The 22363-nt window shown below is 71.5% G+C and carries 20 protein-coding genes; 8 read left to right on the plus strand and 12 right to left on the minus strand.

The genetic code is table 11. The features are described 5' to 3' along the window. The first annotated feature begins 68 nt into the window (after positions 1-68). Positions 69-1106: an NUDIX hydrolase gene (locus GCN81_RS12365; protein ID WP_156724597.1), complete on the plus strand. Its 1038-nt coding sequence runs from the start codon at positions 69-71 to the stop codon at positions 1104-1106. Here the strand turns inward: GCN81_RS12365 and GCN81_RS12370 are convergent. Beyond that, a complete protein-coding gene (locus tag GCN81_RS12370) occupies positions 1068-1799 on the minus strand; it encodes an MBL fold metallo-hydrolase (RefSeq protein ID WP_156724598.1) in 732 nt (243 codons plus the stop codon). The two genes, GCN81_RS12365 and GCN81_RS12370, sit on opposite strands and share 39 nt — an antisense overlap. Positions 1800-1880: 81 nt before the next feature. Continuing rightward, on the minus strand, positions 1881-3245 hold the full coding sequence (locus tag GCN81_RS12375; RefSeq protein ID WP_156724599.1) for a dipeptidase: 1365 nt from the start codon (positions 3243-3245) through the stop codon (positions 1881-1883). 266 nt (positions 3246-3511) lie between these two features. On the opposite strand from GCN81_RS12375, the gene GCN81_RS12380 reads away from it, so the two are divergent. Next, positions 3512-4777, plus strand: a complete 1266-nt coding sequence (locus GCN81_RS12380) for a geranylgeranyl reductase family protein (protein WP_231626668.1) — start codon at positions 3512-3514, stop codon at positions 4775-4777. On the opposite strand, the gene GCN81_RS12385 is transcribed toward GCN81_RS12380, so the two are convergent. Next, positions 4761-5228 carry a nitroreductase family deazaflavin-dependent oxidoreductase gene (locus GCN81_RS12385; RefSeq protein WP_156724601.1) on the minus strand — a complete coding sequence of 156 codons (468 nt, stop codon included), beginning with the start codon at positions 5226-5228 and terminating at the stop codon, positions 4761-4763. The genes GCN81_RS12380 and GCN81_RS12385 overlap by 17 nt on opposite strands. Before the next feature lie 141 nt (positions 5229-5369). On the opposite strand from GCN81_RS12385, the gene GCN81_RS12390 reads away from it, so the two are divergent. Next, complete coding sequence (locus GCN81_RS12390) at positions 5370-6071, plus strand: TetR/AcrR family transcriptional regulator (protein WP_156724602.1); 702 nt, start codon at positions 5370-5372, stop codon at positions 6069-6071. Positions 6072-6078: 7 nt separating this feature from the next. On the opposite strand, the gene GCN81_RS12395 is transcribed toward GCN81_RS12390, so the two are convergent. Continuing rightward, a complete protein-coding gene (locus GCN81_RS12395; RefSeq protein ID WP_156724603.1) occupies positions 6079-6894 on the minus strand; it encodes an AfsR/SARP family transcriptional regulator in 816 nt (271 codons plus the stop codon). Positions 6895-7027: 133 nt separating this feature from the next. On the opposite strand from GCN81_RS12395, the gene GCN81_RS12400 reads away from it, so the two are divergent. Both GCN81_RS12400 and GCN81_RS12405 read left to right on the plus strand, forming a co-directional pair. Beyond that, on the plus strand, positions 7028-7402 hold the full coding sequence (locus GCN81_RS12400; protein WP_156724604.1) for a peptidase inhibitor family I36 protein: 375 nt from the start codon (positions 7028-7030) through the stop codon (positions 7400-7402). Positions 7403-7543: 141 nt separating this feature from the next. Beyond that, positions 7544-9790 (plus strand): MMPL family transporter, encoded by a 2247-nt coding sequence (locus GCN81_RS12405; RefSeq protein WP_231626661.1) that lies wholly within the window; start codon positions 7544-7546, stop codon positions 9788-9790. A 36-nt stretch (positions 9791-9826) separates the two neighbouring features. On the opposite strand, the gene GCN81_RS12410 is transcribed toward GCN81_RS12405, so the two are convergent. From GCN81_RS12410 to GCN81_RS12430, 5 genes are all read right to left on the minus strand, one after another. Continuing rightward, on the minus strand, positions 9827-10144 hold the full coding sequence (locus tag GCN81_RS12410) for a DUF6332 family protein (RefSeq protein WP_156724605.1): 318 nt from the start codon (positions 10142-10144) through the stop codon (positions 9827-9829). Beyond that, a complete protein-coding gene (locus GCN81_RS12415) occupies positions 10144-10884 on the minus strand; it encodes a maleylpyruvate isomerase family mycothiol-dependent enzyme (protein ID WP_156724606.1) in 741 nt (246 codons plus the stop codon). Before GCN81_RS12415 ends, GCN81_RS12410 begins: the two co-directional genes overlap by 1 nt. A gap of 71 nt (positions 10885-10955) precedes the next feature. Next, complete coding sequence (locus GCN81_RS12420) at positions 10956-12161, minus strand: hypothetical protein (RefSeq protein ID WP_156724607.1); 1206 nt, start codon at positions 12159-12161, stop codon at positions 10956-10958. Between the two features lie 55 nt (positions 12162-12216). Next, on the minus strand, positions 12217-12750 hold the full coding sequence (locus GCN81_RS12425; protein ID WP_156724608.1) for a hypothetical protein: 534 nt from the start codon (positions 12748-12750) through the stop codon (positions 12217-12219). A 70-nt stretch (positions 12751-12820) separates the two neighbouring features. After that, positions 12821-14509, minus strand: coding sequence for a serine/threonine-protein kinase (locus GCN81_RS12430; protein ID WP_156724609.1), 1689 nt, complete (start codon positions 14507-14509; stop codon positions 12821-12823). 122 nt (positions 14510-14631) lie between these two features. On the opposite strand from GCN81_RS12430, the gene GCN81_RS12435 reads away from it, so the two are divergent. Together GCN81_RS12435 and GCN81_RS12440 are read left to right on the plus strand one after the other, a co-directional pair. Then, the gene (locus tag GCN81_RS12435; protein WP_156724610.1) at positions 14632-15429 is read left to right on the plus strand and encodes an alpha-ketoglutarate-dependent dioxygenase AlkB family protein; all 798 of its coding nucleotides are present in this window, start codon (positions 14632-14634) and stop codon (positions 15427-15429) included. After that, positions 15426-16667 (plus strand): ROK family protein, encoded by a 1242-nt coding sequence (locus GCN81_RS12440; protein ID WP_156724611.1) that lies wholly within the window; start codon positions 15426-15428, stop codon positions 16665-16667. The genes GCN81_RS12435 and GCN81_RS12440 overlap by 4 nt, the downstream gene beginning before the upstream one ends. A 191-nt stretch (positions 16668-16858) precedes the next feature. Here GCN81_RS12440 and GCN81_RS12445 read toward each other — a convergent pair whose 3' ends face one another. Both GCN81_RS12445 and GCN81_RS12450 read right to left on the minus strand, forming a co-directional pair. Continuing rightward, positions 16859-17350 carry an ATP-binding protein gene (locus GCN81_RS12445; protein WP_156724612.1) on the minus strand — a complete coding sequence of 164 codons (492 nt, stop codon included), beginning with the start codon at positions 17348-17350 and terminating at the stop codon, positions 16859-16861. A gap of 311 nt (positions 17351-17661) precedes the next feature. Beyond that, complete coding sequence (locus GCN81_RS12450) at positions 17662-17991, minus strand: hypothetical protein (RefSeq protein ID WP_156724635.1); 330 nt, start codon at positions 17989-17991, stop codon at positions 17662-17664. Positions 17992-18307: 316 nt separating this feature from the next. Between GCN81_RS12450 and cds1 the strand changes: the two genes are divergently transcribed. Further along, positions 18308-19444 (plus strand): L-cysteine desulfhydrase Cds1, encoded by a 1137-nt coding sequence (gene cds1 / locus GCN81_RS12455; RefSeq protein WP_156724613.1) that lies wholly within the window; start codon positions 18308-18310, stop codon positions 19442-19444. Between the two features lie 202 nt (positions 19445-19646). Here the strand turns inward: cds1 and GCN81_RS12460 are convergent, their stop codons facing one another. After that, positions 19647-22322 (minus strand): SpoIIE family protein phosphatase/ATP-binding protein, encoded by a 2676-nt coding sequence (locus tag GCN81_RS12460; protein WP_156724614.1) that lies wholly within the window; start codon positions 22320-22322, stop codon positions 19647-19649. Positions 22323-22363 lie beyond the last annotated feature (41 nt).

The raw sequence follows: 22363 nt of genomic DNA on the forward strand, positions 1-22363 counted from the left end.
CCGGGGCCTGGTTTCCGGAGCAGGGTGCGGCGGGCAAGCCACATGGGTCCGACTCAGGAGGGGTAACCGTGATCGTTTGGATCAATGGCGCGTTCGGTGCGGGCAAGTCCACCACTGCACGAGAACTGATCGAGCTGATCCCGAACAGCACGCTCTTCGACCCCGAGGTCATCGGCGCGGGCCTGTCACACCTGCTGCCGCCCAAATACCTCGACGAGGTCAACGACTACCAGGACCTGGCCATCTGGCGCCGCCTGGTCGTCGACACGGCCGCCGCGCTGCTCGCTGAGGTGAGCGGCGTACTGGTCGTCCCCATGACCCTGCTGCGGCAGGACTACCGCGACGAGATCTTCGGGGCGCTCGCCGCTCGCAGAATCGAGGTACGGCATGTGCTGCTCGCCCCCGCCGAAACGATCCTGCGCGCCCGAATAGCCGGGCGCGAGGCCGCACCCGACGAGGGGGGTGAACTCCAGACGCGGCAGGGGGCGTACGACCACATCGAGCCATACCGCGCCGCGCTCGGCGACTGGCTCGCCGCCGACGCCCATGTCCTGGACACCAGCACGCTCACCCCACAGGGCGCCGCCGAGCGCATCGCCGACGCCGTACGCACCGGCGCCGCGGGGGTCTGCGACATCGTGCAGACCCCCGAACCCACGGCCGAGACCGTCGCCGCCGGCGTGCTCCTCTTCGACGAGCGGGACCGCTTCCTGCTCGTCGATCCCACCTACAAGGCGGGCTGGGAGTTCCCGGGCGGGGTCGTCGAACCCGGCGAGGCCCCCGCACGCGCCGGTGTACGCGAGGTCGCCGAGGAGACCGGCATCCGGCTCGACCGAGTGCCCGGGCTGCTCGTGGTCGACTGGGAGCCGCCCAGGCCGCCCGGCTACGGCGGGCTGCGGATGCTCTTCGACGGCGGACGGCTCGACAGCCGCGCCGCCGAACGGCTCCTGCTGCCCGGGCCCGAACTACGCGGGTGCCGCTTCACCACCGAGGAGGAGGCGGCGCGGATGCTGCCTCCGGTGCGCTACGAGCGGCTGCGCTGGGCCCTGCGCGCACGGGAACGGGGGTCAGCGCTCTACCTCGAGGCGGGGATACCTGTTGGCTGAGGCGCACAGCGCGGCGGAGGCGTGCTCGGTGACGGGGGCGCCGTGACCGAAGCAGGCCACGTCCGACTCCAGGGCCGCCAACTCCCTGAACGACGCCAGTGCTTGCTTCCCGTCCACGTTGAACACACCCAGCATGACCCGCCCGTCCACCGGTGACGCCGCGACGGCGTCACCGGTGAACAGCACGCCGTGGTACGGCAGATGGAGCGCGATACTGCCGTCCGTGTGTCCAGGTGCCCGGATCACCCGGGCGCCGTCGCCGAAATCGAGCACCTCGCCGCCGTCCAGCTCGTGTACCTCGCCGGGATACCCCGGATGGGCGGGGCGAGGTGGCAGCACCGTGGCGACCTCGGCGAAGATCGGCAGCTCCCAGTCCTCGAAGACCGGTGGCGGACCCGGCGCCTCACCCCGCACGAAGGGCGCGTCCGCGCGGTGGGCGAGCACCGGCGCGCCGCTCAGCGCGGCGAACTCGACCGCGCCGTCCAGGTGATCCTCGTGGAAGTGGGTGAGCACGATGCGGCGTACGTCGCTGGGGCGCAGCCCCAGCGCGGTGACGGCCTCCGCGATCCGCGGGCCCGAGCCCGCCGTACCACCGTCGATGAGGGTCAACGCGTCGCCGTCGCGCCAGAGATAGGCCTGGCCGACCGGGAAACGCAGCATATGCAGCTGGGGCAGAACCTCGATGACATCCATGCGCCGACCGTAAGGAAGGGCCCCTCCGCGACGGAGGGGCCTTCACCGTGAGCGTACGGGTTCAGCCCGCCGCGTACTGTCTCAAGAGGTCTTGCCTACCGCGTACTTCCGCAGGAACAGCGCCTCCGTGACCGACAGCCGCTCCAGCTCGTCCGGCGACACGCTCTCGTTCACCGCGTGGATCTGCGCCTCCGGTTCGCTCAGCCCGATCAGCAGGATCTCCGCCTGCGGGTAGAGCGCGGCCAGGGTGTTGCACAGCGGAATGGAGCCGCCCTGACCCGCGTACTGCATCTCCTCGCCCGGGTAGGCGACCCGCATGGCCTCGGCCATCGCCGCGTAGGCCGGGCTGGCGGTGTCCGCGCGGAACGGCTGGCCCTGCCCGATCTGGTCGACCCGCAGCCGCGCACCCCACGGAATGTGCGCCTCCAGGTGGGCGCTCAGCAGCTTGGTCGCCTCGGCGGCGTCCACGCCCGGCGGCACCCGCAGGCTGATCAGCGCACGGGCACCGGCCTGCACCGAAGGCGTCGCGCCGAGCACGGGCGGGCAGTCGATGCCGAGCACGGTGACCGCGGGACGGGCCCAGATGCGGTCGGCGACCGTGCCCGAACCGATCAGCTCCACCCCGTCCAGCACCTTGGCGTCGCCGCGGAAGGCGTCCTCCGGGTACTGCAGGCCGTCCCAGGTCTGCTCGCCGTCGAGCCCGTCCACCGTGGTTGAGCCGTCCTCGCCGCGCAGTGAGTCCAGGACCCGGATCAGCGCACCGAGCGCGTCGGGCGCCGCGCCACCGAACTGCCCCGAGTGGAGATTGCCCTCCAGGGTGTCCACCTGGACCCGCAGCATGGTCATCCCGCGCAGCGTGGAGGTCACCGTCGGCATCCCCACCCGGAAGTTGCCGCTGTCGCCGATGACGATCGAGTCGGCCCGCAGCAGCTCGGGGTGCGCCTCGGCGTACCGCTCGAGACCGCCGGTGCCCTGCTCCTCGGAGCCCTCCGCGATGAACTTCACGCTCACCGGAACCCCGCCGTCCGCCTTGAGGGCGCGCAGCGCGAGCAGATGCATCAGCACACCGCCCTTGCAGTCGGCGGCTCCCCGCCCGTACCAGCGCCCGTCGCGCTCGACCAGTTCGAAGGGCGGGCTCACCCAGGCCGCCTCGTCGAGCGGAGGCTGCACGTCGTAGTGCGCGTACAGCAGTACCGTCGGCGCGCCCTCGGGGCCCGGCAGGAAACCGTAGACGGACTGCGTACCGTCCGGGGTGTCGAGCAGCGCCACATCCGTGAAGCCCTCGGCGCGCAGCGCGTCGGCCACCCACCGCGCGGCGGCCTCGCTCTCGCTCTTCGGGTACTGAGCGAAGTCCGCCACCGACTGGAACGCCACCAGTTCGGCCAGTTCCGACTGGGCGCGCGGCATGAGCGCGGCGACGGTTTCCCTTATCTGACGGGACGGCATGGGCACGCTCCTTGTGGGTGCGACGTTGTACGTGTGGGGTGCCGGGTAGGCACCGCGGATACGGCGCCGATCCTCCCACAGCGGGGGTGTGGCAGGCCTCCGCCGTAGGATGCCGTCGACAGCAGCGGCAGCGATCTTGACCGGGAGCGGCAGACGACGTGAGCAGCGAGAACCCCACCGAACACCCCACCGAGCAGCCTACTGAGCAGCCAGACGAGCAGCCGGATGAGCGCGCGGCGGACGACCAGCAGCGGGTATGGGACGTCGTGGTGGTCGGCGCCGGTCCCGCGGGAGCCAGCGCCGCCTACGCGGCAGCGGTCGCGGGCCGCCGCGTCCTTCTGCTGGAGAAGGCCGAACTGCCCCGGTACAAGACGTGCGGTGGCGGAATCATCGGCCCCTCGCGTGACGCGCTGCCGCCCGGCTTCGAACTGCCGCTGCGCGACCGGGTGCACGCGGTGACGTTCTCGCTGGACGGCCGATTCGCCCGCACCCGCCGGTCCCGCCACATGCTCTTCGGGCTCATCAACCGCCCCGAGTTCGACCAGCGGTTGGTCGAAGCCGCTCAGAAGGCGGGCGCCGAACTGCGCACCGGCGCCGCGGTCGCGCGTGTGGAGCAGCACGGCGCGGCGGTACCCGACCGGCGCACGGTCGCCGTCTTCCTGAACGACGGCGAGACCGTACTCGCCCGTGCGGTCGTCGGCGCGGACGGCAGCGCGAGCCGGATCGGAGCCCATGTCGGGGTGCGTCTTGACCAGGTGGACCTGGGCCTGGAGGCCGAGATCCCGGTGCCCGACTCGGTCGCCGAGGACTGGGCGGGCCGGGTGCTCATCGACTGGGGGCCGCTGCCGGGCAGCTACGGCTGGGTGTTCCCCAAGGGCGAGACGCTGACCGTCGGGGTGATCTCGGCGCGCGGCGACGGCTCGGCCACCAAGCGCTATCTGGAGGACTTCATCGGACGGCTTGGCCTGGCCGGTTTCGAGCCGAGCATCTCCTCCGGGCACCTGACGCGCTGCCGCGCCGACGACTCCCCGCTCTCCCGAGGCCGGGTCCTGGTGTGCGGGGACGCGGCGGGGCTGCTGGAGCCGTGGACCCGCGAGGGCATCTCGTACGCCCTCAGGTCGGGGCGGCTCGCGGGGGAGTGGGCGGTCAGGATCGCCGAGTCCCACGACGCGGTGGACGCGCGTCGGCAGGCGCAGAACTACACCTTCGCGATCAAGGCCGGGCTCGGTGTGGAGATGAGCATGGGGCGGCGGCTGCTCGCGGCCTTTGAGCGTCGGCCGGGCATGGTGCACGCGGCGGTCACGGGGTTCCGGCCCGCGTGGACGGCGTTCGCGAGAATCGTGCGTGGGTCCACCTCGCTCGCCGAGATCGTCCGGGACCATCCGATGGCCAGGCGCGCGATGACGGCGCTGGACCGGTCGCGGCCGGAGGCGGGGGTTGGTGCCGGGGCCGGAGCCGGGGCCGGTGCCGAGGCCGGTGCCGAGGCAGAGGGCGGGGCGGGCGGCGGGGCCGGGGTCACTTCTGGACGGTGATCTGGAAGACCGGGTGGTCGGGGGCCGCCGCGAGGAGCTCGTCATCGGTCGAGGTGGCCGTGGCGCCCTTGAAGTAGCCGTTGACCTCCCAGCCCCAGCGCTCCAGGTAGGTGCGCAGGACCCGCACCTTCTCCAGGTCGTCGGGGATCTCGGCAGCCGTGAAGGTGCGGACCTCGCGGCCGACCCGGAGCTCGCCGCCGCCCGCGGCACGCATGTTGCGCACCCATTGGGAGTGGCCACGGGCGGAGACCAGGTACTGGGTGTCCTGGTGGGTGTGCGGGTTGACGGGGACGCGCTGGAGCTGGCCGGACTTGCGGCCGACGACGGAGAGTTCGGCGGAGCCCTGGAGGCTGACCCCACGGCGGGCGAGCCAGCCGATGAAGCTGTTGAGCCGCGTGGCGACGGGTCCGGCCTTGAGGTAGTACGGCTGGGAGTTCGGGTGGGGCGACATGGCGGCCTCCGAAAAGAAAGTGTGAGCACTGCTCTCGCTTGAGAGCAGTGTTCCACGGTGCGCCGATCCAAAGCAAGAGCGGTGCTCTTGAATTGGTGCAGTGCTCTTGTTTTGGTGCGGTGCTCTGGCAAACTGGGCTCCATGAGCAGCACGCAAGGCGCCAGGGAACGCGCCCGCATCGAAGTCACTGCCGCCATCAAGGACGAGGCCCGCAGACAGCTCGCCGCGGAGGGCGCGGCCAGGCTGTCACTCCGCGCCGTGGCCCGTGAGCTCGGCATGGTCTCCTCGGCGCTGTACCGCTACTTCCCCAGCCGTGACGCCCTCCTCACGGCCCTCATCGTCGACGCCTACGACGCCGTGGGTGAGGCCGCCGAAGCTGCCCGCGCGGCGACGCGAGGCGCCGCACCGGCGCAGCGGTGGGTCGCGGTCTGCGAGGCCACCCGCGGGTGGGCCCTCGCCCATCCGCACGAGTACGCCCTCATCTACGGCTCACCCGTCCCCGGCTACACCGCGCCGCGGGACACGGTGGGCCCGGCGTCCCGGGTGGGGCTCGTCCTGATCTCCCTGGTCCGGGACGCCCACCTCGGACCGGGGCTCGCCACCGCTCGGCTACCCGAAGCGGTGCGCCCCGAGGCCGAACGCGCGGCGGCGGATCTCGCGCCCGATCTGCCTCCGGCGGCGGTGGTCGCCATGATCGCCGCCTGGTCGCAGCTGTTCGGCCTCATCTCCTTCGAAGTCTTCGGACAGTTCAACCGTGTGGTGGAGGATCGGGCTGTGTTCTTCGCGCACTCCGCCACCCAACTCGCCCACAGTGTGGGCCTGGTAAGCCCGCCGCGCCCGTGAGGGGGCGTCAGGCGGCGGGCGCCGCGCCCGGAAGCAGGGCCGGGTCCTGCCGCAGCACCCGCTGGTGCAGAGCTCGCAGGGCAGGCCCCGGGTCAGCGCCCATCGCCTCGGCGATCCGCGCCTGGGCCTCCGCGTAGGCGAGCAACGCGTCCGACGAGCGTCCACTGCGGTACAGCGCGAGCATCAGCAGATACACAAACCGCTCCCGCAGCGGATGGGCCGCCACCTGGTGGACGAGCTGATGGACACACTCGTGGTAGCGGCCCAGTTCGATATCGGCCGCGAGCCGGGCCTCCAGGATCATCAGCCGCTTCTCCGCGAACCGCCGTCGCTCCGCCGCCAGATACGGCCCGGCGAGCCCCTCGGCGAACTCGCCCCGCCACATCGCCTCAGCCCGCTCCGCCAGCGTTCCGGCGCCGCGCAGATCCCCGCCGTCCCGCGCGGCGAGCGCCTCACGCAGCAGCGCCCGCCGCTCCCGCAGATCGTCGGCCGCCGCCCCGGCGAGCCGGTATCCGCTGCCGGTCCAGGACAGTTCGGACCCCGTGCCCGTGCCCGTGCCCGTGCCTGTGCCCGTGCCCGAGTCCGTGTCCGCGAACGCGCGCCGCAGCCCGGAGACGTACTTCTGGACCAGGTTCCGTACGTGCGCGGGTGGCTCATCGCCCCACACGGCCGCCACCAGCGCCTCGTACGACATCGCCCGCTCGTCCTGCAGCAGCAGTATGGCGAGCACGGCCCGCTGCTTCGGCGGTCCGAGCGGCACCTCAATACCCTGACTCAACCCCCGCAACGGGCCGAGTAGTTCGAACCGCATCCCGTCAGCCATAAGGCGAGCGTATCCCGGCGCCCAGCGGCCGAGGGTGTCAAGGCGTTTCGCCCTCAGTTGTCCGAGGTTCCCCCTGGCTCACCCGCCGGGGATGCTGGCCTGGACCGCACATCCCGACCAGGGGGTCCACATCATGCGCAAGCGCACCGTCGGCATGCTCGCAGCCACCGGCGCACTGGCCGCGACGATCAGCTTCTCCGGCACCGCCGCCGCAGGGGAGACCGGCACCACCGCCGCGTGCCCCAAGGGCGCGTTCTGTATGTACACGGGGCAGAACCAGACCGGCACGATGTACGCGAGGTACAGCAACTGGTCCGGCACCCTCTACAACATCAAGTCCGTCTACAACAACGGCCATCCTCAGCCGGGCTACGACCACGTCAACTTCACCTGGAAGTACCAGGGCCGCACCTACACCAAGTGCTTCCACTACCCGTTCGACACCCCGTACAAGCTGAACTACGTCGGGGTGACCGCGAAGAAGGTGGTGTGGCGCGGCGAGTGCTGAGCCGCTAGCTGAGGCGCTGAACCAACCGGCCCGCTCAACTCTCCTTGAGCGGGCCGGTTCGCGTCGTCACAGCGTCTTCCAGCGGGCCTTCCAGTGGACCTTCCAGCGGATGGTCAGCGGCCGCCGCGACCCTGGCAGCACATGTCCCCGAAGGAAGGGCGCAGCACCATGCTGACCCGGCTCGGCCGCCGACTGACGCGGCACAGCGCCGCCGTACTGATCTCCGCACTCCTGGCCCTGCTCGGCCTCGGCGCCTACGGGGCGGGTGCCCAGAACGACCTCGACCTGTCGCGCTGGGACGCGCCCGGAACCGAGTCAGTGGCCGCCGCCGAGGTGCTCCGCGAGGAGTTCGGAACCGGAAACCCGAACCTGGCGCTGCTCGTCACCGCACGCGGCGGCGATGTCGACGCACCCGCCACGGTCGCCGCGGCACGGGCCCTCGCTACGGAGGTCGGCGCTCTCCCGATGGTCACCGATGTGACGTCGTACTGGAGCGGCGGCAGCCAGGCCCTGCGCAGCGCGGACGGCTCCCGCGCGCTGATCCTGGCCCGGCTGGAGGGCAATGCCACCGACACCCGCGACGAACTCGCCGACCTGTCGCCCCACCTGACCCGCGACACCCCAGAGCTGACCGTCCAGGTCGGCGGCCAGGAGGAGATCTCCCGCCAGGTCGGTGAGCAGGCCCGCGCGGACTTCCTGCGCGCCGAGGCGCTCGTCCTGCCCGGGGTCATCCTGCTGCTCATCCTGCTCTACCGGCGTACGGTCGCCGCGCTGCTCACCGTCGCCGTCGGCGTCTTCGCGGTACTCGGCACGCTCGCCGGGCTGCGGGCGCTGGCGCAGTTCACCGAGGTGTCGACCTTCGCCGCGAACCTCGCGCTGGTCCTGGGGCTCGGCCTGGGGATCGACTACAGCCTGTTCATGATCAGCCGCTACCGGGAGGAACGGCACGCGGGCCACCCACAGCGCGACGCCGCCATCCTCGCCACCTCAGCCGCCGGACGCACCGTCCTGTTCAGCGGGATCACGGTCGCCGTCTCGCTCACCGCGCTGCTCGTCTTCCCGTTCTTCTTCCTCAGCTCCTTCGCCTACGCGGGCGTGCTGGTGGTCGCGACGTCCGTCGCCGGAGCCCTGCTCTTCCTGCCCGCGGCCCTGGCTCGCTGGGGGCGCCGGGTGGAACGCACCGGGCCCACGGCGGACCGAGGCCTGTGGGGCCGCGCGGCGCGGACCGCGATGCGCCGCCCGGTCCTCACGGGCGCGGCCGTGCTCGGTGTGCTGCTGCTCGCCGCGTCTCCGCTGCTCGGCGTGACGTTCGGCCTGCCGGATGAACGCACCCTGCCCGAGGGCACCTCATCGCGCACCACGTCGGAGATCGTCCACGCCGAGTTCCCCGCGGAACCGACGGACACCATCCAGGTCGTCCTGCGCGAAGCCCCAGACACCCAAGACACCCCAGACGCCTCAGACGCCTCAGACACCAGCGCGTACGCGGCCGAACTCTCCCGCGTGTCAGGGATCTTCCAGGTTCACGCGCCCACCGGTACGTACCGCGACGGCAGTCGCACCGGCGAGCCGGAGCAGAGCGGCCTGACCTCCCCCAAGGGCGGTATCCGGCTGGCCGTCGTCCCGACCCAGGAGGTCATGTACGGCGATGTCCCCGCACTCGTCGAGGAGATCAGGTCCATCGACGCGCCCGCCCCGGCTCTGGTCGGTGGCTACCCGGCCGAGACCAGCGACTTCCGCACCGTACTCCTGGACCGACTGCCATACGCCGTGGCCATCATCATCGTGGCGACCTATCTGATCCTCTTCCTGATGACCGGTTCGCTGCTGCTGCCCGCCAAGGCCACGGTGCTGAACCTGCTCAGCCTGTCGGTGATGTTCGGCTGCCTGGTGTGGATCTTCCAGGACGGGCATCTGTCGGGCCTGCTCGGCTTCACCCCGACCGGCTCCATCGAGCCGAGCATTCCGGTGCTGATGTTCTGCGTCGCCTACGGACTCTCGATGGACTACGAGGTGTTCATGCTCTCCCGTATCAAGGAGGAGTACGAGCGCACCGGCGACACCGAAGGCGCGGTCGCGGCCGGAATCCGGCGCAGCGCGCCCCTGATCACGGCGGCGGCCGCCATCCTGGCGCTGTCCTTCCTGGCGTACGCCACCGGGGGCGTCGTCTTCCTGAAGGAACTCGGCGTCGGCACCGCCGTGACCATCCTGGTGGACGCGACCCTGATCAGGGTGGTCCTGCTGCCGGTGAGCATGCGGCTGGCTGGCCGCGCCAACTGGTGGGCGCCGGGCCCGCTCAGGCGCCTGCACCGCAGGATCGGCCTCAGCGAGGCACCGGCGCCAGCTCGGGCTTCACAGCCCGAGATACTCCCACGGGAGTACGTGTGATCCGCCCGGCGCCGACCTCGCCGCCTTCCGCATCATTCAGGAGGCGCTCGCCCCCGGCTGGCTCGGCTGACCACCGCCGTCGTCCTGGTCCTCCTCTGGGGCGTCCTCAGCGGCGTCCTGGAACCGCCAGAGCACCCCGACCACCCGGGCCACGAAGATCACCGGCACCAGCACCGCGGCCACGACCAACAGGGCGATCTCCGCCCACCTCGGCAGCGTGAAGAGCACCGTCGGCCCGGCGACCGCGCCGAGCGTGAGCGCGGCGGCGAGGGTCGCGGAGAGCAGGGCGTACCCGATCTCCACGGTCATCGCGTCTCGCGCGGCCTGCGTACGGCGCCCCGATTCCCCGCGCATCAGCCCCACACCACAGCCGAGTTCTCGCGCCAGAGCCGGGCCAGCTCCGGGTCGCCGGTGAGGCGCGGCGCCGGAAGACGGTTCCACAGCGCCAGATAGAGCCGTGCGGCGGGCCCGCTCAGCTCACAGTCGGCCTCGCCCGCGTCGCCCCGCTCGGCCGACGGCGGCGCGTCGGAGATACGTACCGTCCACACCGCGTCGGTGTCCGTGGCCCGCACCCGCAGCACGCCGGGCTTGGCCGACCGTACCCGGCTCTTCTCCCGGGCATGCATGCCGACCAGCAGCTCCTCAATCCCGTCCACCGCGAAGGCGGCGTCGATGGTGTCGCGGTCGGTCCCGCGCAGCGCGGACTCCGAATCCACCCGGTGCACGGTCGTCTCATGGGCCTGCCGCCGCGCCCAGAACGCGAGCGGCGACGGCGCGGGCAGAAATGTCCAGCACTCCAGATCAGCGGGCGCGCCCTCAAGCCCGGCCACCAGCCGAGCGTGCCCCGCACGGAACCAGTCCAGCAACTCGGCGCCGTCCAGCGCGGGTTCCCCACCGTCGGGATGATACGAACGGTGTCCTTCGACGACGAACGCGGTGGCCCAGCGGTGCACCATCCCTGTGTGCCGGAGCAGATCACGCACCTGCCAGCCGGGACAGGTGGACACGGTGGCATCCGGCCCCGCCAGCTCGGCGTTGCTGGCCAGCAGCTGGCCTTCCTTCTCCAGCACGCGAATGTATTGAGCGATGTTCATACGGGAAGTGTGCCTGACGCCACAGCGACAGCAACGAGTCCGGCGACTGCGTCGAAGTCGCCGCCACCCCCTCAGAGGCGGGTCGCGGTGCCGCACTCACCCTCGATCTCCCTGCTGCGGTCGTAGGGATCGACCACTTCACCGCTGCTGGCCGAGGGGCGTGCCGACTGATCAGCTGCGAACTGCGGGTGAATGAACCCGTCGCCCGCTTCGCAACGGTCATTGCCGAGGTTGCTGTCCACCCTGGCCAGCCAGATCCGCCCCTCGGTGCCCTGGTACCGGGCAAGGTCCGAGACCTCCACGTTGACGACGCGCCGGACGATGGCGCGGGTCACCTCATCGCCACCGCCTGCCCTGGCAACGGGGTACACGAAGGTGTAGTCGGCCCGGATCAGCGCCCTGCCTGGTGCCGAGTCATCCGCCTTGACCGTCATCCGGCCACGCACCCGGACCTCGCTGCCCACCAACTCGACCTCCGTGGGGTCGAAACGGGCGAACGTCCACTTGGGGTCGTTCTCCTCGGTGGGCTGGCGCAGCCCTGCGCGCAGACGCTCAAGTTCCTCCCGCTCCAACGGGTCGATCAGGGCCAGAGCCTTCTCCGGCCGTGCTCCTGCCAGCACGTCCCGATCAAGATGCGAGGCGACCAGGAACTCCTTGGTCAGCCGCAGAGCCGATTCCATCCGCTCCACCGGCACCCCGCCGACCGACTTCGCCTTTGGCACCTTGATGGCCGCCGCCCCGACGGCCCACCGCTCGGCCGGAGAACCGGCGAACGGCCGTTCCCGCGTGGGCGTATTGGCAGCCTCGTCGGGCGGGGCAGTACTGGGGCGCGCGGTCTCCGGAGCCAGCGGAGTCGCAGGGGAGGCATCATGGCCTCCGAACTGGCCCCCCAGCCCACCGGGCAGCCGGGACAGCATGTTGGCCGGATTGAGTACGAGCACCCCCACCACCCCGACGCCCACCAGGACACCCAGCACACCCCGGACCCGACGCCGACGCACAGCACGCCCGTCCATCTCCCGCCAGGCGGGCCCGGTCCGCCACCCCTCGGGCTGCCAGAGTTCATCCCCCGCGGTCTCGGCGTCCAGCTTCCGCAGCCGCTCCGTCACCATCCGCGCCCGCGCGGACGGCTCCTTCGGCGCGGAGGACCCACGCCCGTCCTCGCTCTCGCGCACGAACCGCGCCCACTCCTCATCGGATATGGACGACGACTCCCCGCCCGCGGGCTTCCCCTCGCGTTCGGAGCCTTCGGAACCTGACGGCGGCGTTACCGACACGCTTCAATCCCCCTTGTTCTTGTTGTTCTTGTTGTTCTTGTTCTCAGTGCCCGAGTCAGCGGTAGTCGTCCGGGTGGTCCTGCATCCAGGTGTTGATCTTGTCGCGGGTGCCGATCAGCAGCGTCTGGTGCTTCTTGAGGTTCTCGAAGGTGCGGTCTCCGCCGAGGGTCCGCCGTAGTTCGGCGATCCAGTCGATCGGCTCGGGGAAGTGGCCGGGGCCCTTGGGGTCCGCCTTCATCGCCGCATCGAGGCCCTCGAGTTCGTCGTAGACCCGGCCGAGGAAGTACGCGCAGTTCCCGGGGGTGCAGGAGTCGTTCAGGGTGGCCTGGAGCGTGGCGAACGCGTCGCGTACCAGGGCTACGGGTTGCGTGGGGGCTTCTTCCGGTTCCGTGGTCGGCGGCGCCTCACTCTCGGCGTCGGCGTCGGCGTCAGTGTCGGCTTCGGCGGTCGGTGTGGCGCTCTGGGTGCGCCGGTCGGCTGCCGCGTCACCGGGCTTCGCGGTCGGTTCGCTGCCGGATGAGCAGGAGACGGCGAGCACCGCGAGGAGCAGGGCGAATACGGGGGCGCGGCGCGCCGAGGATATGGGCATGGATTTCCCGTCGTTGAGGAGGAGGCCAGCTGACTTTACGGGCTGGTCTGGACCAGCTTGTCAGGTCCTGCTAGTTCTGTTGGTCCTGCTCCTCGGGCATCCGGAAGCCGTCCTTCACGTCGTCGAAGACGTGCTTGTGCTGACGCCACTGGGCCCTCGGCGCCGAGAGGTAGATCGCGTACTCGTTCCCGCCAGAGCGGCCGAACGCGAGGTCGTAGCCGCGGAACTCGCGCGCCCTGCCCTGCCAGGCGAACTCCCAGATCGCGGCGGGGAGGCCACGGAAGGTGGTCCGCTGCATCCGCAGCTGGCGGTAGCCGGGCATCTTGCCTTCCTTGAGGGACTTGGCCTCGTCGTCCTTCCAGCGCTGGAGTGGGTCCGAGCTGGCGAAGTCGAGCACCGAGACCCGGATGCCGACCAGCCCGTCGGGGGAGACGTAGGCGATCTCGTTCCGTTCCTCCGAGCCCTTCGGCCTCGCGCGGGTCCAGTCGTCGGGTACAGGGAAGGAGACGCCGAGCTCTTCCTGTTCGTTGGCCAGGCGGTAGCCGTCAGGGACCGGTGGCAGCGCGGCGGCCGGAGAGGCGGTGGTCTTGTCCGACGGTGAGGGGGAGCCGGTGGTGGCGTCGGTGCTCGGCGACGCCTTCGGCTTTCCCTCGTCCCCGTCTCGTAGGGCCATCACCGCCGCACCCGCGGTCAGCGACACGGCGACCACCGCGGCGATCGCCCACACCACCGCGCGGCGGCCCCTCGCTCGCGCCGGTGCGGCCTTGGGCTGGGCCACGGAACCGTCGGCGGCCAGTGGCGTCGTGGTGCGCACCACGGGCCCACCGGGGCCTGGTACGCGGTCCGGCGGCTGCGGCTGCGGCTGCGGCTGATGCTGCGGCTCTCCGCTCGCCGTCGCCGGTCTGACCGCGTCCGTACGCGGACTCGCGCCCGTCTCAGCCTCCGCCGCGGACGCGCGCAGTATCCGCTCCACGTCCTCGGCCGAGGGCCGCTGCCGTGGGTCCTTCGCCAGCAAGGCCTCGATCAGAGGCGTCAGCGCCCCGGCCCGTACCAGCGGCCGCAGCTCCTCGGTGGCGATCGCGTACGCCGTCTCCAGCGCCGTGTCCCGGCGGAACGGCGGGCTGCCCTCCACCGCCTGATAGAGCGTCGCGCCCAGCGACCACAGGTCGGACGCGGGCCCGGGCGTGCCGCCGCTGACCCGCTCAGGCGCGACGTAGTCCACGGACCCGACCAGCTCGCCGGTCCTGGTCAGCGTGGAGGTGCCGGTGGCCTGCGCGATACCGAAGTCCGTCAGCACCACTCGCCCGTCGGCACCGAGCAGCACGTTCCCGGGCTTGACGTCCCGGTGCAGCACCCCCGCCGCGTGCGCCGCGCGCAGCGCCGCGACCATGCCCCGCGCGATGCGGATCGCCTCCCGCGGCGACACACCGCCGTCCCGCTTGATGACGTCGCCGAGTGTCTGCGAGGGCACGTACTCCATGACGATGCAGGGGCGCGCGTTGTCGTCCACGACGTCGTGCACCACGACCACGTTGGGGTGGCTGATCCGGGCGGCGCTACGCGCCTCGCGGCGGGTGCGCTCGTGCAGGGTGGCCAGTTCGTCGGCGGCCAGGTGCGGTGAGGCGTGCAGTTGCTTCACGGCCACCTGGCGGCCGAGCAGTTCGTCCTCCGCCCGCCACACGGTGCCCATGCCGCCGCGCCCTATGTGCTCCAGCAGCCGGTACCGCCCGGCGATACGCGCCCCCTCTTCCGCCGCCACGCCGTGCCCTTCTGATCCCCGCCTGTCATGGTGGCGACACGATAGCCGGGGGAGTGGCGGTCGTACGGTCCGGGGTTGGTCTGCGGGGTTCGTCTCTGGGGTTGGTCCGGGATGATGGAGGCATGGGTGGCGGAAGAGGTGGAGAACTGTTTCCCCGGGAGTGGGCGGAGATCGCGCCCGGCGCCGTGCACCTGCCCGACTGGCTTCCGGCCGAGCGTCAGCGCCGCCTGCTCCAGGCGTGCCGGGAGTGGGCGAGGCCGCCCGCCGGGCTTCGTACGGTCCGTACGCCGGGTGGCGGCACCATGTCGGCCCGACAGGTGTGTCTCGGCTGGCACTGGGGGCCGTGGCGGAACGGCCCGCGCTACGCGCCCACGGCGCTGGACGGCGACGGCGCGCCGGTGAAGCCCATGCCGCCGTGGCTGGCGGACCTGGCGCGCGAGGCGGTGGCGGCGGCTCAGGAGCATGGAGCGGAGCTGGGGCATGGAGCGAAGCTGGGGCACAGGGCGGAGCTGGGGCACAGGGCGGAGCTGGGGCACGGGGCGGAGCTGGGCGAGAGAGCGGCGACGGCCGCGTACGACATCGCGCTCATCAACTTCTATGACGCCCACGCGCACATGGGCATGCACCGGGACAGCGACGAGCAGTCCGACGCCCCGGTGGTCTCACTCAGCCTCGGCGACTCCTGCGTCTTCCGGTTCGGCAACACCCAGACCCGCGCCAAGCCGTACACCGACATCGAGCTGCGCAGCGGCGACCTCGTCGTCTTCGGTGGTCCCGCGCGCCTCGCCTATCACGGTGTGCCCCGGGTGTACGCGGGTACCGGGCCGCCCGGTCTCGGGCTGACCGGGCGGCTGAACGTCACGTTGCGGGTGAGCGGCTTCTCGGTGGCTCAGGGGATCATGGGAGACTCACCTGCATGAACGGCAAGGCGGAGCAGGACCACCACGAAGCGGGACAAGTGTCCACGCGCACCCGGCTGGAGAGGGGACGCGGGGCACTCGGACCGGCGCTTGAGCTGGTCCACACCGGCCGCGCCCCGACCCGTGCCGTGCTCACCGCCGAGCTGGGCGTCACCCGCGCGACCGCGGGCGCGGTCGCGGCAGAGCTGGAGGCGCTCGGGCTGATCCATGTGGAGCCTGGGGCGGCCGCCGGATCGCAGGGCCGCCCCTCGCACCGGCTGGTCGTGGCGGACGACGGCCCGGTGGTGCTCGCCGCCCAGGTGCATGCCGACGGGTTCCGGGCGGCGCTGGTCGGGCTCGGCGGCCGGATCGTCGCCACCGCACCCGGCTGCGAGACCATCGACGCCGACCCGGCGCAGGTCATCGGCTCCGTCGTCGACGCGGGCGCCGACCTGCTGCGCGAGACCGGACGGCGCTGTGTGGGCGCGGGCCTCGCCGTACCCTCGGCGGTCGCCGAGCCCGAGGGCAACGCCCTCAACCCCCTCCACCTGGCCTGGCCCGCGGGCTCCCCGGTCCGCGAGATCTTCGCCGAGCGGGTGCGCGCGGCAGGCCTGGCCGTACCGGCGTTCACCGGCAACGACGTCAACCTGGCGGCGCTCGCCGAGCACCGGCACGGTGCGGGCCTCGGCGCCCGGCACCTGCTCTGTGTGGCCACCGGGCATCGCGGCGTCGGCGGTGCGCTGGTGCTCGACGGCCGTCTGCACACCGGCAGTTCGGGCCTGGCCCTGGAAGTCGGCCATCTCACCGTCAACCCCGAGGGCCGCCCCTGCTACTGCGGCGGCCGTGGCTGCCTGGACGTGGAGACCGACCCGCTGGCCTTCCTGACGGTGGCCGGGCGCACCCCGGGCCCCGAGGTGAACCTGCTGCAGCAGTCCCGCGACCTGCTCCGCAGGGAGTACGCCGACGACCCCCTGGTACGGCGCGCCGCCGAGGAACTCATCGACCGCCTCGGCCTCGGCCTCGCGGGCCTGGTGAACATCCTCAACCCAGACCGGATCATCCTCGGCGGCCTGCACCGCGCACTCCTCGACGCCGACCCCGAGCGACTGCGCGCCGTGGTGGCCGACCGCAGCCTGTGGGGGCGGAGCGGCGGCGTCCCGATCCTGGCCTGCACGCTCGACCACAACAGCCTGGTCGGCGCCGCGGAACTGGGCTGGCAGCCGGTACTCGACGACCCCCTCGGCGCCCTGACCGGCTGATCCCGGCGTGCCCGCCACACCACCGGAAGCAGCCGCTCGCGTCGCGGGTCGGCGCGGCGAGGCTGTGTGGATCGACGGTCTGACGGAATGTCACCGCCCGGTCGGCCAAGGACGGTCGACCGGGCGGGAGCGTGTGGGCGAGGGTATGTCGGCGACGGGTGTGCGGACCGTCCGTCAGGCGGACCGTCCGGTCAGACCGGGGCCTGCCGTGCCACGGCCCGGGCGCTCGCGTACGCGCCGTCAGCGACCACTCCGTACACGGGATAGTCGGGCAGGGCCGTGGTCACCGGTGGTGCCTCAAGCGTGAACCAGACGACCTTTCCCGCGGCACCCTGCGGTCGCACCCCCCAGCTCTCGCTGACCGCGGCGACCATGGCGAGCCCGCGCCCGCAGGTGGCGAACGGATCGGCGTCCCGTAGTTCGGGGAGCCGGGGGTCGTGGTCGTGGACGGAGACCGTGAGCCGGTCGAGGAGCAGCTCGATCTCCACGGTGCACATCTTGTCCGGCCTGGCGTGCCGGTGGACGTTGGCGAGCAACTCGGTGACACCGAGTGCGGCGGCGTCGACTAACGGGTCGAGCTGCCAGTAGCGCAATTGCGCAGATACGATTCTGCGGACCTGTTTGATCCGCGACGGCAGGGCATGGAGCTCCACCGTGCAGTGCCTGCTGGGCTGGCTGATCACGGCTGCGACTCCCCGAATTGAGGTCCGGAAGAAGACGAAGGTGAGAACGGGGGAAGATCCCGAATCCCGCAGTGGCTGCCTGCTGCTGGGCGGTGGCTGGGTCACAGCGTAACCGCCGATAAACCCTGAGTGACGTGAGACCAGCGTGACCCAGAGGGTACGGAAACGCAACTCGCGCGCAGGCGGAGTTCGGTCCCCCACGGCTAGGTGCCCACGGCTGTCCCCACGGCAGGGTCTCCACGGCAGACCCACGGCTGGGTCTCCACGGCAGGGCCCCCGCGCCTGTCGGTCCCCCGGCTGCCGGGCCCGTCTCACCTCCGGGTGAGTGTGCTACTCGCCCTGCGTACCGCCTCGATGAACCGCCGCGCCGCCGGCGGCCCCGACTCGCCTGGCGCGGGGTCGTGTTCGCTGAGCGTCAGGGAGTACCGGGTGCCGTTCACGGTGGCCTGCGCCTTGTCGTCGTGCGCGAACCAGGGTTTGTTCGCCCGGACCGCGTCCAGCGGCGCGCTGTCGATCTCACGGCCGTAGCTGGTCAGCAACTGCAGCCGCCCGCCGCTGATGCGCACCTGTCCGGCGCGCGTGAGTGAGCGCAGCCGCCGCCCGATCCGTACGCCCGTAGCCGTGAAGTCCGGCTCCGTCATGCCGTCCGCCCCCTCGCTTGAGCGCATCATGCTGTCGTGGTCCTGTGCTGGGCAGTCTGCCCGCGGCGGGCTGCGAGCACCAGTGTCCCCCCAGGCCGTACGGGTGCACTCGACCGGGCGCACGAACGCGCCCCCACCGTGCACCGGTCCACGCGCCGGCGTGTGTTTGATCCGCGCGCCAGGCGCCGGGGCAAGGAGTGCCTTTGGGGTGCTCAAAGGCGCCTTTATGCAGGTGAGAAGCGTGTGGAAGGTGTCTATGATCGGTGCCGTCCGGTCGTGGCCGCCAGGGTCCGGCACGAGGCGAAGGAGCGGCACGGTGAACACCCCACAGCCCCCAGGGGCCGGTACGGCCCTTTCCACCCTCGACGTCGACCGCAGCGATCCGGCGTACCGGGACTGGCTGAAAGAGGCCGTGCGCAAGGTCCAGGCGGACGCCAACCGTTCGGCCGACACGCATCTCCTGCGCTTCCCCCTGCCTGAGCAATGGGGCATCGACCTCTACCTCAAGGACGAGTCGACCCACCCGACCGGCAGCCTGAAGCACCGTCTGGCGCGTTCCCTGTTCCTCTACGGACTGTGCAACGGCTGGATCAGGCCCGGCAGGCCGGTGATCGAGGCGTCCAGCGGATCGACCGCGGTCTCCGAGGCGTACTTCGCCAAGCTCATCGGTGTCCCGTTCGTCGCGGTGATGCCGCGCACCACGAGCGCCGAGAAGATCCGCCTGATCGAATTCCACGGCGGACAGTGTCACTTCGTGGACGACTCCCGCAGGATGTACGAGGAAGCGGCGGCCCTGGCCACGCGCACCAGTGGCCACTACATCGATCAGTTCACCTACGCGGAACGGGCCACTGACTGGCGGGGCAACAACAACATCGCTGAATCGATCTACCAGCAGCTGCGGTTGGAGCGCTACCCCGAGCCCGCCTGGATCGTCGCCACCGCGGGCACCGGCGGCACATCGGCGACCATCGCGCGCTATGTCCACTACATGCAGCACAACACCCGTATCTGCGTGCCCGATCCGGAGAACTCCTGCTTCTTCGACGGCTGGACCAAGGACGACCCGCACGCGGTCAGCGACTGTGGCTCCCGGATCGAGGGCATCGGCAGGCCCCGGATGGAGCCCAGCTTCGTACCGGGCGCGATCGACCGGATGATGAAGGTGCCGGACGCGGCCAGCGTCGCCGCCGTACGCGCCCTGGAGGGGGCCATTGGCCGCAAGGCCGGAGGCTCGACGGGTACCGGACTGTGGAGCGCGCTGAAGATCGTCGCCGAGATGGTGGCCGACGGACGCAAGGGGAGCGTGGTCACCCTGCTCTGCGACCCGGGCGACCGTTACCTCGACAAGTACTACTCAGACGCCTGGCTGGCCGAACAGGGCCTGGACATCACCCCGTACACCGCCACGATCGACTCCCTGCTGGCGACAGGCGTCTGGAACGCCGCCTAGGCCGTGTCCGCAAAGTCCCGCCTGCCCGGCGACACCTGGCACGCACGCTCGCGGCGTTGCCGAAACGCCCACGTGACTCCGCCACGAGGGCGCTCCGGCGCCTTGCGATCGCACGCACCAGACGCCGCCGGGCCGCCCTCCGGGCGACGACGGGACTTTGCGGACACGACTTAGCACGGGGGCCAACACCGGGTTGCCTCGGCTAGCCCGTGCTCAGGGGCTGTTCGGTCCAGATCACCTTGCCGTCGGGCGTGTAGCGCGTCCCCCAGCGCTCCGCGAACTGCGACACCAGGAACAGCCCGCGTCCCCCCTCGTCCGTGGTCGCCGCCTGGCGCAGATGGGGTGAGGTGCTGCTGTGGTCCGACACCTCGCAGATCAGGTGGAGGTCGCGGATCAGCCGGACCCGGATCGGGCCGGTGGCGTAGCGGATCGCGTTGGTCACCAGTTCACTGAGGATCAGCTCCGTGGTGAAGGCCTCCTCGTCCAGGCCCCACGCCGTCAGCGTGTCGGCCACGGCGGCCCGGACCTCCCGTACGGCGGCCGGGTCCGCCGGTACGTCCCACTCCGCTACCCGCTCGGGTGCCAGCACCCGCGTCCGGCCCACGATGAGCGCGATGTCGTCGCGAGGGCGCTCCGGAACGAGCTCCGTGAGGACGGCCTCGCAGGTCTCCTCCGGTGAGCGTCCGCCGTCGTGCTCCAGCGTCTCCCGCAGTCGCTCCAGGCCCTCGTCGATCTCCCGCTCGCGGTCCTCGATGAGTCCGTCGGTGTAGAGCACCAGGCGGCTGCCTTCGGGCAGTCGCAGGTCCAGCGTCTCGAACGGCATGCCGCCGAGGCCCAGCGGCGGCCCACCCGGCACGTCGATGAACTCCGCCGTCCCGCCCGGGAGCACCAGTACGGGCTGGAGGTGCCCGGCGCGTGACATGGCGCAGCGCCCCGACACCGGATCGTAGATCGCGTAGAGACAGGTGGCCCCGGTGACCGTGGCCTCCGCCAGGTCGCCGGTCTCGTCCTGGTCGATCCGGGCGACCAGTTCGTCCAGGTGCCACAGCAGTTCGTCGGGCGGCAGGTCCAGACTGGAGAAGTTGTGCACCGCTGTCCGTAGCCGCCCCATGGTCGCCGCGGCGTGCACCCCGTGCCCGACGACATCGCCGACCACGAGTGCGACCCGCGCACCCGGCAGCGGGATGATGTCGAACCAGTCGCCGCCCACCCCACCGAGACCGCCGAGCTCCGCCTGCGCGGGCCGGTACCGGTAGGCGACATCCAGCGCGGACTGATCGGGCAGCGTCCTGGGCAGCAGACTGCGCTGGAGGGCCACCGCCATGGAGTGCTCACGGGAGTAGCGCCGGGCGTTGTCGACGCTCACCGCGGCGCGCGCCACCAGCTCCTCGGCCAGTGACAGGTCCTCCCGCTCGAACGGCTCCGGGTTCTCGGCCCGCCAGAACATGGCGATGCCCAGCACCACGCCACGGGCCCGCAGCGGAACCGCGATCATCGAGTGCATTCCGGCCTCGACGAGCTGCCTGGCCAGTGCCGGGTCCTGCCGTTGCCAGCCCGTGAAAGCGGCCAGGTCCGGCTCCAGGACGGCCTCGCCCCTGGTCAGGCCGGAGCCCAGCGGCGTCGTCGGAACGAAGCGCATCCGATGCCCGAGCGGATACAGCGCGGTGTCCGGGGGGCCGCGGTACGCGGTGCGGCGCATATCGACATCGGCGCCGGTGGCGGTCGGCTCCTCGCCGCGCAGCACGGTCTCCGCCAGGTCGACGGTGGCCACGTCCGCGAACCGGGTCGCGGCGAACTCGGCGAGCTCCTCGCAGGTGCGCACCACGTCGAGGGTCGTGCCGACCTCCGTGCCCGCGTCGTACAGCAGCCTCAGCCGTCCCCGCGCCACGTCGAACTTGCCGGTCAGGGCTTGCAGCTCCGTCGTGTCGCGCAGCGTGGCGACCGTGCCGGGCGGCCCGCCCGCCTGGTCGGTCGTGCGCTGGTTCATGGCGATCAGCTGGTCACCGACCGGGACGACCTCGTCGGTGGCGATCCTCCCCGAGGTCAGCAGCTGGGCGGTACGGGGCTCCAGGCCGAGTTCGCCGACCGGGGTGCCCTCGGCGTCCGCGGGCAGGTCGAGCAGTCGCCGCGCCTCGTCGTTGGCGAGGGTCAGCCGCTGGTCGCCGTCGACGATGATGACCCCCTCACGTACGGCGTGCAGCACCGCGTCGTGGTGCTCGTACATCCGGGTCATCTCGGTGGGCCCGAGGCCGTGTGTCTGGCGCCGGAGTCTGCGGGTCACCAGCGCGGTGCCGGCCGTCGTGAGCGCCAGCACCCCGGCCGCCGAGCCCAGCAGCAGCGGGAGCTGGTCCTCCACGACCCCGCTCACCCGTTCGATGGTGATGCCCGCCGACACCAGGCCGATGACACTGCCGTCGCTGCCCCGTACCGGTACGACGGCCTGGACCAGGGGGCCGATCGTGCCGGTGATCTTCTCGGTGACGACCTCGCCTTCCAGGGCGGGGCGGTAGTTGCCGACGAACTGCTTGCCGATCCGGTCGGCGATCGGGTGGGTGTAGCGGATGCCGTCCGGGTTCAGGACCACGATGAAGTCGACGCCGGAGCGTTCCCGCGCCTCCCTGGCCCGCGGCTGGAGTACGGCGGTGGGGTCGTCGGAGGCCAGCGCCTCTTCCATGCCGGGTGAGCTGGCGAACGTCTCCGCCACGGCGACCGAACGGTTGAGAGCCTCCCGCTCGCTGTTGGCGCGGGACTGGAGTACGAGCGCCGCGATGGCGGCAGCGACCAGCAGCACCACGATCGCCACCTGCAGGAGAAAGACCTGACCTGCGACAGTTCGCATGCTCAGAACCGAGCGCGGGCGGCCGTAGCGTCCGGCCATAGGCTCTTTGTACACCTCCCCTAAGGAGTGGGCGAACCGCG

The organism is Streptomyces apocyni (assembly GCF_009739465.1).
GTDB lineage: Bacteria > Actinomycetota > Actinomycetes > Streptomycetales > Streptomycetaceae > Streptomyces > Streptomyces apocyni.

Coding starts and splice junctions, on each gene's coding strand:
- GCN81_RS12370 (WP_156724598.1), bottom strand. CDS start 1,799: ATGGATGTCATCGAGGTTCTGCCCCAGCTGCATATGCTGCGTTTCCCG.
- GCN81_RS12375 (WP_156724599.1), bottom strand. CDS start 3,245: ATGCCGTCCCGTCAGATAAGGGAAACCGTCGCCGCGCTCATGCCGCGC.
- GCN81_RS12385 (WP_156724601.1), bottom strand. CDS start 5,228: ATGTCGCCCCACCCGAACTCCCAGCCGTACTACCTCAAGGCCGGACCC.
- GCN81_RS12390 (WP_156724602.1), top strand. CDS start 5,370: ATGAGCAGCACGCAAGGCGCCAGGGAACGCGCCCGCATCGAAGTCACT.
- GCN81_RS12395 (WP_156724603.1), bottom strand. CDS start 6,894: ATGGCTGACGGGATGCGGTTCGAACTACTCGGCCCGTTGCGGGGGTTG.
- GCN81_RS12400 (WP_156724604.1), top strand. CDS start 7,028: ATGCGCAAGCGCACCGTCGGCATGCTCGCAGCCACCGGCGCACTGGCC.
- GCN81_RS12405 (WP_231626661.1), top strand. CDS start 7,544: ATGTCCCCGAAGGAAGGGCGCAGCACCATGCTGACCCGGCTCGGCCGC.
- GCN81_RS12410 (WP_156724605.1), bottom strand. CDS start 10,144: ATGCGCGGGGAATCGGGGCGCCGTACGCAGGCCGCGCGAGACGCGATG.
- GCN81_RS12415 (WP_156724606.1), bottom strand. CDS start 10,884: ATGAACATCGCTCAATACATTCGCGTGCTGGAGAAGGAAGGCCAGCTG.
- GCN81_RS12425 (WP_156724608.1), bottom strand. CDS start 12,750: ATGCCCATATCCTCGGCGCGCCGCGCCCCCGTATTCGCCCTGCTCCTC.
- GCN81_RS12435 (WP_156724610.1), top strand. CDS start 14,632: ATGGGTGGCGGAAGAGGTGGAGAACTGTTTCCCCGGGAGTGGGCGGAG.
- GCN81_RS12440 (WP_156724611.1), top strand. CDS start 15,426: ATGAACGGCAAGGCGGAGCAGGACCACCACGAAGCGGGACAAGTGTCC.
- GCN81_RS12450 (WP_156724635.1), bottom strand. CDS start 17,991: ATGACGGAGCCGGACTTCACGGCTACGGGCGTACGGATCGGGCGGCGG.
- GCN81_RS12460 (WP_156724614.1), bottom strand. CDS start 22,322: ATGGCCGGACGCTACGGCCGCCCGCGCTCGGTTCTGAGCATGCGAACT.